Below are 13,296 nucleotides of genomic sequence, written 5' to 3'. Positions count from 1 at the left end.
CTCGATGCGGCGGCGGACTTCTGTAGTTACTTCGTACGATTTGTTGAGTTACTGCCTGCTGGGATCGCTCTCCCCTTGGGAATCGCTTCTCATGCGGCGCGACAAGCATCGAGCGGCTGCATGCGGAGTCTCGCATAGCAGGCGGGAATAGCTTTCTAATACAAGACTACAAGGGTAAGGGTATCCAATCGGAAGAGTTTACGTCCGCTTTTGGGAGCCCTTTGTAACCTTTAAAATACATTCAGGCAAGGCGGACAACAGCGGCTGGAGATGGATACCCGTCCCATGAATCCGCTAGTGAGTCCCTTCAACCTTCCGCCCTATTATGAAATACAAGGAGAGAAAATCGGCATGCAAATGCAAAAGATATTTAACACCGAAGCACCCAACCGCTCCACTCGCGTCATTGAAGGTGAATGCTCCGGGATCCTGAACTGGAACGACATTCGGATGCCTCATATGTATAAATTGTATAAGGTTCTGCTGCTGAACCACTGGATCGCGGATGAAATCCCGATGTCCAAGGATGCGCAGCAGTTCCCGCGCCTGGACCCTGAAGAGCAGCGCACCTTCAAAATCAACATCTCCCTGTTGGCTGTGCTCGATTCCATGCAGACGATGTTTGTCGGCGACGTCAAGCGTTACTTCACCGACTCGTCGCTCGAAGCCATCTCGGCCATCATCGGTCAGCAAGAGGTGGTTCACAACCAATCCTATTCCTACGTGCTTTCCTCCATCGTATCGGAGCAGGAGCAGAAGGAAATCTTCGAATACTGGAAGCATGATCCGGTTCTTCTGGAGCGCAACCAGTTCATCTCGAACATTTACCAGAATTTCCGCGACAATCCGTCGCCGCAATCCTTCTTCGAAGCCATGGTCGCCGACCTGATCCTGGAAGGGATTTTCTTCTACAGCACGTTTGCCTTCTTCTACAACCTGGCCCGTGACCAGAAGATGATGGCAACCAGCCAGATGATCTCCTATATTCAGCGTGACGAGAACCAGCACTGCTACTTCTTCGCCGAAGTGTTCAAGCAGCTGCTCAAGGATTTCCCTGAGCTGAACACCAAAGAGAACATCGACTACCTGTACCGCACCATTGACCGTGCCGTTGAGCTCGAAACCAACTGGGCCCACTACACGCTCAGCAATGTGCGCGGTATCGATCTGAACGAGTTGAGCGATTACATCAAGTACATCGCGAACCGTCGCATCACCATGATGGGTCTGGAAAAAGCTTACGAAGGCGTGGACGTCAACTGCATGCCATGGATCAAGCCTTTCTCCGACGAGGCCCTCAACGCAACGAAAACCGACTTCTTCGAAGCCAAATCCCGTAACTACGGCAAAGTTGGCGACGACAACGGCTTTGACGATCTATAAGTTTACGATCTATAAGTTTCCTTCCATATACAAAACCTCCGAGGTCCCCTAAACAGGGATCCCGGAGGTTTTTTATGCCTTATATAAGACGGCTGCAATCCGTTCCACTACATTAAGCGTTACCCTCTCGCTGCCCATACCTCGATCTCCACCTGTAGGGACGGCATCGCCAGCGCCGGCACGTAGGCCATCGTCATGGATGGCGCCTTTCCCCCGTGGAATTTCTCCCATACCCGATGGAAATGATCCCAGTCGACCTCCTGAACCGCCCAAATGTTGATTTTGACGATATGATCCGCCGACATGGCTTCCGAAGCCAATACCCGCTGAATATTCGCCAAGGTGTTCTCTACTTGCTCCTTCATATCGGCCGGCAGGTTCCCCTCCCTGTCGGTCCCCACCTGGCCGGAGAACACCAACAGCTCAGCCCCTCTCGCAACCTTGGTTACATGGGTATACGGACCGATCGGCGGGGCGATGACGGACGGATTGTACCGCTGAATCGGGGACGATGCCTCCTCATCGGCTTCATTCAACATAGCCAGTGTCTGATGGTCCTCCCACTTCCCGTTAATCTTCACGTTTTTCCTGGCGATGCCTTCTTTGTGGAAGCCCGCCTTCAGGAGCACTCGGATCGAGCCCTGGTTGTGCGGTATGACGCCCGCCTCAATCCGGTGAAATTTCAATTCCTGAAAGGCAAACCTCACCACCATTTGAACGGCCTCGGTCATATACCCCTTTCCGTTATGGTCCCGGTCCAGAAAATAACCGATCCAGCAGCTCTGCAAATTCCCCCGTACCACTTCCGTCAGCATGATCTCGCCGATGATCGTTTCGGTATCCCGCAGTCCAATCATATAGAGATACGCCTGATCCGCCTTGCTGGATTCCCGGGCCTTTCGAATCCGTTCGAGTTGTCCCTCAAGGGTATAGAATTCGTCGTCCCTTAAGCCCGTGAACCGTTGGAAAAAATCCCGGTTATCCACCTCGAGCTTCCATAGCGCCTCCGCATCCGATTCCTCAACCGACTTGACATAGATCTGTCTTCCTTGCATGAACATGGTCTTCCTCTCCTTTGGTCGTATCATTAGAAACGCAAAAAAACACCACAGCGCACCTGTGGTGTACATGCCGATCTATGCAACCACAAGATTAGCGACCTGTGGTGTTTTTAATTCCACTGTTCCCTCAGTCAATAGAATGAAGGATCCTTGATCGCCGAATATCCGATTTTGGACAGACTTCTCCCGTCATCGGACCGATCAAAGAAAACAGCGGTGGAGTATCCCATGCCTTTGGACAACGACGCCAATGATCTTTTTTTCATGTGAATACTCCTCCCTGCCAAGATTTCAACCATCTATGTTCATAACAAGTTTCTTGCCTTATGGCTCGCTAATTCCATCGTTTCGATTACCCATAGGATACATGATTCTGCATGAAGGATCAAATCCGCTAAGCACAATCACATGACCGTTCCCTTTGGATTGTCCTTGGACGGTCCTCTGCCCTGCTTCAGATGCTTCAGCTGAGCCACAATAATGACGCTGATGACCACCAGCAGGAACCAAGAGCTGATTTTTCCGATATGCACCAGACTCCATGTCCGTTCCTGTCCCGGATAGGTCCAGGCCCCGAGAAACGTGGAGATATTCTCCGCGATCCAGATAAAAAAACCAATCAGCAGGAACGACAGCACCAACGGCATGCGCAAGGTTTTTCCGTCAACGTCGAAATACACCATGGTTCTGCCAAATACCACGAACAACAATACGGTGAGGAGCCAGCGCGCATCCCATACGTAGTGATGGGTAAAGAAATTGGCGTAGATCGCCGCACTGATCAGCACCGTCAGCACAGGCAGCGGCCAGCCGGTGATCCGCAAATTCATTCGCCGCCAAGCCTGGCAGATATAACTGGCTACGCTCGCATACATGAAGCCGCTGTACAGCGGAACGCCGCCGATTTTGCTCCAGCCCTCCTCCGGGTAAGACCATGAGCCCATATGCACTTTATACAGCTCCAGCATCAATCCGATAACGTGAAAGACGCAGATAACCTTCAGTTCATCCCATGTCTCCAGCTTGCTCACCAGCATCCCGATTTGCGCCAAGACGCAGATGAGAAGAATGAGATCATACCGCGGCAAACCCGGAATCTCAACCACCTTGGTCAGTCCCAACGCGCCGAAGATAATCACCGGAAATAGGCAGGACAAGGCCTGCTGATAACCGAAAACCCACAGCTTCCGTATAAATTCCATAAGCTCCTCCTAGCGCCTGCATTCGTATACTTCACCCTACCACAGACCGCGAAATGAATAAAAGAACAGCTTTGTCATATTTCATCCAGGCCATGGAGCGCAAAAACAAAATAAGAGAGCAGCCCCTGCAGCTGCTCTCTCATCGGTTAACGGCCTATCCGACGATCCTTAAGGTTATACCTGCGACATGCAAGCTCTTAGGTTCAACCTTGTTCAATCGCTAGATTATATTCGGGTTCCCGGCGTCTTGCGCCAGGTCTCAACAGCCTGAAGGAACCCCCTCTTCATACAGGCGGGGCATTCCCGGTTAGAGCGCGACATGGCGAGTCGATTTTTCCTTTTTGACCCGTAACAAAAATGTAAGAGGTATGGCTACCACCGCCACCATCGTACCGATCATGAACACGTCATCAATGCCCATGGTCGTTGCCGTACGCGAAGTCACAGCCCCGGCGCCCATGTAATAGGATGTTCTGGTTACCACCAGCGCGCTGAAAATGCCGATGGATAACGAAGCCAGCCCTTGACGCGCCCAGTTCGTAATGGACGATGCATGGCCCGAGTACTCGCTGGACACCGCGCTCATCGCGGCGTTCGTTAACGGCATGTTGCACAAAGCGATACCGAGGCAGCGAACCAGCTGCAGCGTGGAAATGTACAGAACCGACGTATTCGTGCCGATCCCGCTGAAAGCCAGCGTGGCGGCCACAATGATGAGGACACCCGTGATGACCAGCCGGAACGGACCGATCCGGTCATAAAATTTGCCGATAATCGGCGATGCCGCCGCCATGACGATTGCGCCCGGCAGCATGATCAGTCCGGTATCCATCGGAGACAGCTTCAGCACGGTCTGCAAATAGAGCGGCACCAGCAAGGTTCCCGTATAGAGGGAGATCGTCACGATACAGTTCAAGATCAAGCTGTACCGGAATCGGGGAAATTTGAAGACCTTCAGCTGCAACAGCGGGGACGGAATGCGCAGCTCCCACTTAATAAAGAACAGCAGCAGCAAAATACCGGCGACGAGTAAGGAGATCGTCTTCCAGGATCCCCAGCCCCAATCGTTTCCATGGCTGAAGGAGAGCAGCAAACAGGAGCTGCCCGCCACCACCGTCAAGAATCCGAGGAGATCGAAGGTCTTCTTCCCGGTCAGTCGATAAAAAGGAATGAATTTGCTTACGATGACGATCGATATCAGGCCGATGGGGACATTCAGAATGAATATCGATTTCCAGCCAAAGTATTGCACCAGCCATCCGCCCAGGGTCGGCCCTATCACCGGTGCCAGCATGGAAGCCAGGCTCCACAGACCCATGGCATAGGCCTGCCGCTCGCGCGGGAATACCTGGTAGATGATCGTCATCGTAATCGGAATGATCATCCCGCCGAATACGCCTTGCGTGATCCGGAACGCGATTAATGTTTCGATGTTCCAGGCGACAACGCATAATAGCGACGAGAGGGTAAAACCCGTCAATGCCAGTACGAACAGCCTCTTATAGCTTAGCTGATCCCCCATGTAGCCGACAATAGGGGCCACGATACCTGTTGCCAGCAAATATCCGGCCATCAGCCATTGGGTTGTGCTCAGCGTAGTATGAAACTGCTCCATCACCACCGGAAAAGCGACGTTGATGGTGGTAATGCTCAACACCGCGAGAAAATTGCCGAAAAACACGGCGCTCATAATTAGCCAAAATGAAGATTTTTCGTCTGTATTCACAAGAAGCCTCCTAAACAAAGTAACCCCGCCCGGATCTGATAACAGAACTGGAGGCAGGATTACTTCAGTTTCATATCGTTTACTCTGTTGGAAATAGCTTTCGGCCAAGCAATCGCAGCAAAATATACAGGTTATCCGCCTCGTCCTCATCCAGCTGCTTGAAGGATTCCATGACGGCATAGTCCCCCTCGCTGCGCGCGTCGAGCACCAGCTGCCGGCCTTCTGCCGTAAAATTGACATAGTGGCTGCGTCCGTCACTCGGATTCGGCGTTCGAATCACCAATCCCCGTTGTTCCAATGCATCCACCAAATAAGTGATCGTTGCAGCTTTAAGCTCCATGTGCTCAGCCAACCGGTTGGGAAGCCACGGTCCCTGCTGCTCGATCAAACTTAGGATTTTATACTGATTCATCGTCAAATCATTCTTTCTTAAATGACTCAAGAAAGACACGACCCGATGCCTCGTCATTTTATCCGATAACTCACGATACATGTCCATGAGTCTCTCCACGCTTGCTTCTCTTCCGTTCTCCAGAGTTTTTCACCTCGTTTTTATTTTAGTTCAATGATTCTAACTTGTAAACACCATTTTCATGATTTTCATTCTAATTCATCCCAATTATCGAGGTTTAATGGACTAATTACTTAAAACATTCAAAGTTTATTTCGAGATATTGAACTATTCTAATTCTTAAATTCAGAAGCAGAGAAAATTCCTATTCATGCCTTGGCAAGAAACGGTCAGTACAATAACAGGCCCCCAATGAAAAAAAGAACTCGCACGATCTAGCGATCCACGAGCCCTTATCTTCCCCGTTTATTCCTCATCGTCCGCAAACAATTCATGCAGCATCGATTCCCGGCGATTCACGAATTCCTTCGTGATCATGTAATGATCCGTTTCCTCCAGGCTCGTCTCTTCCACGCCTTCGGATGTCAGCTTGTAGATGATCGAATCCGGATAAGCCATGACAATCGGCGAATGCGTGGAAATAATAAACTGCGAGTCTTCATGAACCAGGTCATGGATGCGTCTCAGCAGCGCCATTTGGCGAAACGGCGACAAGGCCGCTTCCGGCTCGTCCATGATGTACAGTCCGTTGCCCCAGAACCGATGCAAGAAGGTGGCAAAAAAGGATTCTCCATGCGACTGCTGATGAAGCGATTTGCCGCCATAGGAATCATAAAGTCCAGGACGCTCTCGCTCCAGTGCATCCACCTCGCTGGCGACATTATAATAGCTCTCCGCCCGGAAGAAAAAACCATCCCGCGGTTTGCGTGCGCCCCGGACGGTTCGAATATATTCATACAGCCTGGAATGGGTCTCCTCCGTCGAGAAGGAGAAATTAAGCGTCCCTCCTTCCGGATTGAACCCGAGGGCCGCCGCAATCGCCTCCAGCAGCGTGGATTTGCCCATTCCGTTCTCGCCCACGATATAAGTGACCTTCGGATGAAAGCGAAGTCCGTCCATAGCCGCTACGGCCGGCAAATTAAAGGGGTATTCGTTAAATGACGGGATGCGATCCCTCATTAACACAACGCTTCGAAGATAGGCAAGCATAGCCGAGTTATCCAACCGCTTTCCCTCCTTGAAATCTACGTTAACCGATCATGACAAATCTACTATATAACATTCCGGCTTCGGTTCCAATTCAGATCATCGCCCGATGCAGGCTGCACACTCTCATAGAACGCATTCCTGGACATACAACGAATCCGAGCAGCCCGCTGTTTGCTGCGATAGCAGGCAGACCGCTTCCTTGAAGCAGTTGAAGATGCCCCGATATTCAAAAAAATGCGCCATCACAGGGCTTGCCGGCACCTGGAATGACGCACTTTTTCATCCGATATTGAATCTGTTGTTACGATATGCTATTCGCTTACGATAAATTGATAGAGCTCCTCGACCTTCTCTTCCGTCAGATCGCCGCTGTTATCAAACACCTTGATGGACGTTTGCGGAATATCCCAGTTCACTTCCGGAACGAAATCAACGCGCTTCTTGAAGTCGTCCCAATGATCCAGCTTCCACTGATCCCGCTCGGTCTGTCTGTCAATGATCCGCTCCTTCTGCAAATCCATGTCCTTGAGCGCAACCACGATGACCTTCACATCAACGTCGTTCTTCGTTAATCCCGCGGATGCGATGACCTCTTCAATCCATTCGCGGTTCTTGAGCTCCGCCGTGAACGGCGAGATCATAAAGACATTTTGCCTCGCACCCAGGTTCTCGATGCAAATATCCTTGGTCGTATCATATTCCAGATCGCGCAGATTCTCTTTATAGAAGGAAGAATCGCGGTCGTTCGGATCCAGTCCGTTGCTCTCCAGGAACTTCTCGACAAACCGTCCCCCCACCGTATCACGGTCGAGAAATGCAGCCGGTATGCGGACTGCAAGCTTCTTCGCTACGGTTGTCTTGCCTGTACCGGCCACGCCGACAAAAAACACTAGCTTTTGCAAATGGTATCCCTCCATATGATCTATATCGCTAGAACACCCCTGCCGTCACTCACGCTATTCCTATGCGCGTTCTGTCCGGTAACGGGTTTCTTCAATTAATTCCTCCATCGCGGAGGCCAAACGCTCCTGAAGCACTTCCGCTACGTCAAACCCGCCATCCTCGGTACGCGCCACCTGGGCATCCACGGCGTACACGCCGCCCAGAATATGCCGGGCCCCGATCGAGGAAAGCACGGGCTTGAGCGAATAATCAATCGCCAGCAAATGCGCGAGACTGCCACCAATGAACATCGGAAGCACGATTTTGCCAGCCAAGCCTTTTTGCGGAATCAGGTCCAAAAATGTCTTAAGCACGCCGGTAAACGAAGCTTTATAAACCGGACTTGCCACAATCACGGCATCGGCCTCGGCCACAAGCCCGTTGGCTTTGACGATATGCTCGCTCTCAAACTTCGTATGAATCAAATCCTCGGGCGGCAGCCCGGCCACGTCGATCCGGCTCACCTCGAAATTGGCAGCGGTTAGTGCCTGCTCCGCAAAATCCATAACCGCATTCAATCGGGATCCGGCTGTAGGGCTCCCGTTAATAATAACAGCTTTCGCCATAATCATTGCTCACCTCAGCTTATCTTATAATGTCACCATTTCATCCATGTATCAGATCGCTATGTAAGGTCCTCTCGATATAGAGTCAGACCGCCATAGCCTGAATCTCAGAAAAAAAGACTCTACAGGATACGGCAAAGTCTTCCGGTCAGCAGTCGCTCTTGCATCCGACATCAACCAGTATAAATCAGAGCAAACTTGTCAGAATTAGTATCATCGTATCAATGTGTCCGCGCTTTTGTCAATCCGGCAGAATGCGTCAAACCGATGTCTCCATTGCCCGCTCCATTTAACTGATCACGAACAGGGCTCCCCATGCGAATACGGTGTAAGATCGGCACCTAGCCCCTCCCTTGATCAAGACGTCACGCTTCCTTGTTCGGCAAGCAGCGGCGAGTACATCATGAGCGCATGGTTCTCGGTAATCCACTCATCCCGAATCCGTTCGCCTTCCCTGTTGAACACTTTGCGGCCAATGACGTTATGCCTCGCATATCCTCCCCAAACTTCCTGGGTAATGCGATGGTCCCGCTCATATACTTCATAGCGATGCAGCGGAGCGGCGCTGGATCGCCATTCCCCGATCAAATCCTCCTCTGATACATATACCGACAGCTGGTATGTATCGTTCGTCGGATTATAAATCTGAAGGTCCAAATAATTATAGGCGCACGTAGCGCCGCTTCCGAACGGCTGGGTCCGGTTCGCATCCGGAAAGACGTCATAGCTGTGCCGATGCCGTTCTTTCACTTCCAGAGGGGTGTGCAGCGTCATCCAGTATATGAGGTTGGACAGCTGGCACAGCCCTCCGCCCATGCCCGCCTTAAAGCCTCCATAGAACAGGACCATGCCGTCGACATACCCTTTCCTGCGAGTCGGGCGTCCAATGCTCCTCCAATAGGACAGCGTCTCTCCCGGACGAACCAGCAGTCCATCCAGATGGCGCACGGCCAGACGCAAGTTGATCACCTTATTATGCTGATACCACATATCAACATCCTTGAGCTGGCGTTTCAGCGGGGTTTGGTGTGTGAACACCGAATATCGCAGCGGCTCAGGACTTTGCGTGCGGGCGATGCCGCCCCTCTTCTTCATCCATGCCCAATAACGCCGGTATGTAAAATACTGCTTGCCTGCCCACAGGCGGAATTTTGAACGCTTGACGGGTTTCATCCGTGACCGTGCCCCCTTGGCCGTATTGATGAATTTGGAAATATTTTACCACAATAGCCCAAAGGACATCGTAAAAAATCCGTAATCCGCGTGTTTGCGCACGACCTTTCACCTATTCTGTTCGCAATCGGCACCCTGGACTGGGCGAATGCATAGAGATAAAGCATCGACGTTCCATGAATAACATCCCGTATACCAAAGGAGGAATGAAATGAATCCCCAACAGCCCGTTCCATACGTAGGCTCCAAAACCGAATGCAAGGAACAGCCCATCGCTTTTCCTCCCCAGCATCAAAACTGCCAGCCGGGCCTTGAAAGCCTGATGTCGCCGCGTCCGATCAGCGAAGATCCCGCCTACCGGGGCAGCGGTAAACTGGATGGCAAAATCGCCATTGTGACCGGGGGGGACAGCGGTATCGGCAAAGCGGCCGCCATTGCCTTCGCCAAGGAAGGTGCCGATCTGGTCATCCCATACTTATATGAGACTTCGGATGCGGAAGTGACGAAGCAGCGGATTGAATCCCTCGGCAGACGATGCCTCTTAATGAAGATCGATCTGCGCTACAAAAAAAACTGCGAAGCCGTGGTTAACGAGACGATCGCCTGCTTCGGCAGAGTGGATGTTCTCGTGAACAACCATGCCGTCCAGTACGTGCAGCGCAGCATTCTGGACATTACGGAAGAACAGCTGCATCACACCTACCAGACGAATATCTTTCCGTTCTTCTTCATGATTCAGGCCGCGCTGCCCCATATGAAAGCCGGAGCGTCGATCATCAACACGGCCTCCATTACGGCCTATGACGGTTTAAAGGAGCTCATCGACTATTCCTCAACCAAAGGCGCCATCGTTTCCCTTACCCGATCCCTGGCCCTTTCGCTGGTCGATCAGGGCATCCGCGTCAACTCCGTCGCGCCAGGCTCGGTCTGGACGCCGCTCATCCCTTCCAGCTTCTCCGCCGATGAGGTTGCCGTATTCGGAACGAATTCGCCGATGAAGCGAGCCGCGCAGCCTTATGAGCTGGCACCCGCTTATGTTTACCTGGCATCGTCCATCACTTCTTCTTTTGTCACGGGCCAGGCCATTCACGTCAACGGAGGGCAGATGGTAACCAGCTAGCATGGATGCCGCTAGCATCCGAGGATTCCACGAATAACGTGCAGAGGATGTGTACAATGAACACCGGAATTCCCAAAAGGTCCGCCCGGATGGACATGGGGTTTTATGCATTAAACAAGCTGGCCAGCGCCGGTATCGTCGTGCTGCTGCTGAGTTTGCTGGATTGGGCGTGGCCGTCCGGGGCGGATCAGGCCTCGGAGTGGCTAGGCCTTTACATGCCGCAAGAACACTGGGTGTACGGTTACGCGCTGACGGCCTCTCTCGCGGCCGATGCCATACTCACGTTCCTGCCTTCGCTGCATAAGGGGAAACAGGCAGCCGTGTATGGAGCGGTCGGTTTTCTGTTCTTCGCCCTATTCACAGGCGGTCAACCGGAGCAGCTCTGGCTCCGTGCCGCTGCCGGAACCCTGACGCTGCTTCTGTTCTTGTGGGGAAAGCATGCATTCTCCAGCAATTCTCTGGCCACCCCGTTCTTTGCCCTGGCCGTTCCCCTGCTGTGCTGGGTGATCTGATTCAAGCGCCTATAGCCTCTCCCCCATGGAAAAAGGGCCCTCTGATGAGGGCCCTTGCTCTTTGCTTCAAAGCGCTTCGATGACGTCCCCGGCGATGACCGAGGCGGGGTGCCCCCGATGCCGCGCGGCCCGCTCGCCGGCACGGCCGTGCAGCCACACGCCAAGCGCGGCTGCAGACGGACCGGCATGCCCTTGCGCCAGCAGGCCGGCAATGATGCCGGTCAGCACGTCTCCGGTCCCGCCGGTCGCCATGCCGGAGGTGCCGGTTGTATTGATGTAGGTTTGTCCGTCCGGAGAAGCCACGACGGTATGCGCCCCCTTGAGCACGAGGGTAACCCCGTGCCCGGTCGCGAACCCTGCGGCGGCACCGATCCGGTCCCGCTGCAGCTCGGCGGTGGGGATGCCCAGCAGCCGGGACATCTCCCCGGGATGCGGGGTCAGCACTGTGGCCGCGGCACGCGGCTTCCAGGCGCCGAAATCGCCAGCCGCAGACAGCATATTCAGCGCGTCGGCATCCACCACCAGCGGCCCTTCCCATTCTTCCCACAGCCGGCGGAGCCACCTGGCGTCTCCTTCAAAGCGGCCGAGCCCCGGACCTACGGCCAGCACATCGCGGGACTTGGCGAGGGCCAGGACCTGCTCCGCGGAGGCCTCATTCCAGCAGCCGCCGCTCTCCTCCTCTGTCGCAGGGGCGAGCATCACCTCGGGCGAGGCTCCGGTCAGCGGCAGCACCAGGCTGGCAGGGAGCGCCCAGGTCACCAGGCCGCAGCCCGCGCGGAGCGCCGCCCGGGAAGCGAGCAGGCCTGCGCCGCTCATCGTGCGGCTGCCCCCTACGGTCAGCACGTGGCCGTAGGTGCCCTTATGCCCGTCCGGCGCGCGGCGGCGCGACACGTCGGCGCCCAGCTCCGTCCGCAGGACATGCGGGGTAAGCAGATGCGTGCTGACGCCCAGCTCCCGGCACAGCGATGCCGGGATGCCGATGGAGCGGACCACCACCCGGCCCGCCGCCCCGGCGCCGGGGTACTGCACCAAGCCTCGCTTCAGGAAGGCGAGGCATACCGTCACCGCGGCCGAAATGCACGGCTCGTGCCGCGCGCCGGTATCGGCGTCCAGTCCGCTCGGAATATCGGCGGACACAATCGGCAGGCCGCTGTCGTTCGCGGCCTGGATCAGCGCGGCGTAAGCGCCGCGGGGCGCGCCCGTCGCGCCCGTCCCGAGCAGCGCGTCCACGATGCCGGTGTACGCGCCGTAGTCCACGGCGGCACGGCCGTGGACCAGTGCCGGGATGCCGAGCGCTGCCGCGGCATCCCGCTGCACCGCCGCCTCGCCGGCAAGCGCGGACGGCTCGGCGGCGTAGAGCAGCGTGACGCTTATGCCGGCGTCACGCAAATGCCGTGCGGCGACCACGCCGTCGCCGCCGTTATTGCCCTTGCCCACCAGAATGAGCCAGTGCTCCTGCTCCGCCAGCGCGGTGGGCAATCGCGCGTCTCCGTCGACAATGGGCGACGGGCGGCTCATCTCGATAACCCGGTCATTTCCGGTGGAAGGGCCCTCTGCCCCTGACGAATAACCCGATAAGGAAGTCCGCCGGTCACACCTCTCATCCTCCGGCAAGTAGGCTTGATCGCTCCCGGATGTCCGAGCCACCGCCGTGGACGGTAACTGGCTTCCGCCATGGCGCTCAAGGCATAATTTCAGGACTTCCTCGGCAATCGCTTTACCCGCGTTTTCCATAAGCGCGATGGCCGGAATGCCGATGCGGCGAATCGTGTAGTTATCGAGTGCCCTCATCTGTTCGGACGTCACAACATACATCCAAGCTCTCCCCTTTGCTTCGATATATCCTACCCAAACGCTCTGACGACTTCGCTTGATGCCTGTCGATTAATAAGCAACGGTAAATCGGGACTGAATGAACTGCGGATCGTCCAGCTCATCAATCACGGCTACCGCGAAATCTTCAACCGAGATCCGGCTGCTTCCGCTCTCGTCCGTCACCAGGCGGTCCATGCCGATCCGGAATTGTCCGGTACGTTTCCCCGGCTCGATG

Annotated in this window: 13 protein-coding genes and 1 pseudogene; 3 read left to right on the top strand and 11 right to left on the bottom strand. The window is 54.5% G+C overall.

Annotation, left to right across the window (positions count from 1 at the left end; translation table 11 throughout):
- Positions 1 to 351 precede the first annotated feature (351 nt).
- Positions 352 to 1,383: a ribonucleotide-diphosphate reductase subunit beta gene (locus tag HMPREF9412_RS00595; protein ID WP_036670897.1), complete on the top strand. Its 1,032-nt coding sequence runs from the start codon at positions 352 to 354 to the stop codon at positions 1,381 to 1,383.
- Positions 1,384 to 1,502: 119 nt separating this feature from the next.
- On the opposite strand, the gene HMPREF9412_RS00590 is transcribed toward HMPREF9412_RS00595, so the two are convergent.
- The 9 genes from HMPREF9412_RS00590 to HMPREF9412_RS00555 form a co-directional block, all read right to left on the bottom strand.
- Complete coding sequence (locus HMPREF9412_RS00590; protein WP_009589293.1) at positions 1,503 to 2,444, bottom strand: GNAT family N-acetyltransferase; 942 nt, start codon at positions 2,442 to 2,444, stop codon at positions 1,503 to 1,505.
- Positions 2,445 to 2,575: 131 nt separating this feature from the next.
- Positions 2,576 to 2,710: a hypothetical protein gene (locus tag HMPREF9412_RS33540; protein WP_009589291.1), complete on the bottom strand. Its 135-nt coding sequence runs from the start codon at positions 2,708 to 2,710 to the stop codon at positions 2,576 to 2,578.
- Between the two features lie 138 nt (positions 2,711 to 2,848).
- On the bottom strand, positions 2,849 to 3,646 hold the full coding sequence (locus HMPREF9412_RS00585; RefSeq protein WP_009589285.1) for a DUF817 domain-containing protein: 798 nt from the start codon (positions 3,644 to 3,646) through the stop codon (positions 2,849 to 2,851).
- Positions 3,647 to 3,953: 307 nt separating this feature from the next.
- Positions 3,954 to 5,372 carry an MDR family MFS transporter gene (locus HMPREF9412_RS00580; protein WP_009589286.1) on the bottom strand — a complete coding sequence of 473 codons (1,419 nt, stop codon included), beginning with the start codon at positions 5,370 to 5,372 and terminating at the stop codon, positions 3,954 to 3,956.
- Between the two features lie 79 nt (positions 5,373 to 5,451).
- Complete coding sequence (locus HMPREF9412_RS00575; protein WP_009589289.1) at positions 5,452 to 5,871, bottom strand: MarR family winged helix-turn-helix transcriptional regulator; 420 nt, start codon at positions 5,869 to 5,871, stop codon at positions 5,452 to 5,454.
- Positions 5,872 to 6,189: 318 nt separating this feature from the next.
- Positions 6,190 to 6,948, bottom strand: coding sequence for an AAA family ATPase (locus tag HMPREF9412_RS00570; protein ID WP_009589292.1), 759 nt, complete (start codon positions 6,946 to 6,948; stop codon positions 6,190 to 6,192).
- Between the two features lie 296 nt (positions 6,949 to 7,244).
- Positions 7,245 to 7,835: an AAA family ATPase gene (locus tag HMPREF9412_RS00565; protein ID WP_009589294.1), complete on the bottom strand. Its 591-nt coding sequence runs from the start codon at positions 7,833 to 7,835 to the stop codon at positions 7,245 to 7,247.
- A gap of 60 nt (positions 7,836 to 7,895) precedes the next feature.
- Positions 7,896 to 8,441 carry an NADPH-dependent FMN reductase gene (gene ssuE / locus HMPREF9412_RS00560; protein ID WP_009589288.1) on the bottom strand — a complete coding sequence of 182 codons (546 nt, stop codon included), beginning with the start codon at positions 8,439 to 8,441 and terminating at the stop codon, positions 7,896 to 7,898.
- A gap of 357 nt (positions 8,442 to 8,798) precedes the next feature.
- Positions 8,799 to 9,614, bottom strand: a complete 816-nt coding sequence (locus HMPREF9412_RS00555; protein ID WP_009589287.1) for a VanW family protein — start codon at positions 9,612 to 9,614, stop codon at positions 8,799 to 8,801.
- A gap of 211 nt (positions 9,615 to 9,825) precedes the next feature.
- Between HMPREF9412_RS00555 and HMPREF9412_RS00550 the strand changes: the two genes are divergently transcribed.
- Positions 9,826 to 10,734, top strand: coding sequence for an SDR family oxidoreductase (locus tag HMPREF9412_RS00550; RefSeq protein ID WP_009589283.1), 909 nt, complete (start codon positions 9,826 to 9,828; stop codon positions 10,732 to 10,734).
- A gap of 56 nt (positions 10,735 to 10,790) precedes the next feature.
- A complete protein-coding gene (locus tag HMPREF9412_RS00545; RefSeq protein ID WP_009589284.1) occupies positions 10,791 to 11,246 on the top strand; it encodes a hypothetical protein in 456 nt (151 codons plus the stop codon).
- Positions 11,247 to 11,312: 66 nt separating this feature from the next.
- Here HMPREF9412_RS00545 and HMPREF9412_RS00540 read toward each other — a convergent pair whose 3' ends face one another.
- Entirely contained in the window at positions 11,313 to 13,061 is a 1,749-nt protein-coding gene (locus HMPREF9412_RS00540; RefSeq protein WP_009589281.1) for a bifunctional ADP-dependent NAD(P)H-hydrate dehydratase/NAD(P)H-hydrate epimerase, read from the bottom strand.
- Positions 13,062 to 13,130: 69 nt separating this feature from the next.
- A pseudogene (locus HMPREF9412_RS33140) lies at positions 13,131 to 13,296 on the bottom strand (NAD(P)-dependent oxidoreductase); the annotation flags it as partial.

It is taken from the genome of Paenibacillus sp. HGF5, from assembly GCF_000204455.1.
In the GTDB taxonomy this organism is placed as follows: Bacteria; Bacillota; Bacilli; order Paenibacillales; family Paenibacillaceae; genus Paenibacillus_AQ; species Paenibacillus_AQ lautus_A.
This window is presented reverse-complemented; position numbering and strand designations above follow the sequence as displayed.

Bases quoted from the DNA above. Each gene is read 5' to 3' on its own strand.
- HMPREF9412_RS00555 (WP_009589287.1), bottom strand. From the start codon at position 9,614: ATGAAACCCGTCAAGCGTTCAAAATTCCGCCTGTGGGCAGGCAAGCAG.
- HMPREF9412_RS00585 (WP_009589285.1), bottom strand. From the start codon at position 3,646: ATGGAATTTATACGGAAGCTGTGGGTTTTCGGTTATCAGCAGGCCTTG.
- HMPREF9412_RS00590 (WP_009589293.1), bottom strand. From the start codon at position 2,444: ATGTTCATGCAAGGAAGACAGATCTATGTCAAGTCGGTTGAGGAATCG.
- ssuE (WP_009589288.1), bottom strand. From the start codon at position 8,441: ATGGCGAAAGCTGTTATTATTAACGGGAGCCCTACAGCCGGATCCCGA.
- HMPREF9412_RS00575 (WP_009589289.1), bottom strand. From the start codon at position 5,871: ATGGACATGTATCGTGAGTTATCGGATAAAATGACGAGGCATCGGGTC.
- HMPREF9412_RS00550 (WP_009589283.1), top strand. From the start codon at position 9,826: ATGAATCCCCAACAGCCCGTTCCATACGTAGGCTCCAAAACCGAATGC.
- HMPREF9412_RS33540 (WP_009589291.1), bottom strand. From the start codon at position 2,710: ATGAAAAAAAGATCATTGGCGTCGTTGTCCAAAGGCATGGGATACTCC.
- HMPREF9412_RS00545 (WP_009589284.1), top strand. From the start codon at position 10,791: ATGAACACCGGAATTCCCAAAAGGTCCGCCCGGATGGACATGGGGTTT.
- HMPREF9412_RS00540 (WP_009589281.1), bottom strand. From the start codon at position 13,061: ATGTATGTTGTGACGTCCGAACAGATGAGGGCACTCGATAACTACACG.
- HMPREF9412_RS00595 (WP_036670897.1), top strand. From the start codon at position 352: ATGCAAATGCAAAAGATATTTAACACCGAAGCACCCAACCGCTCCACT.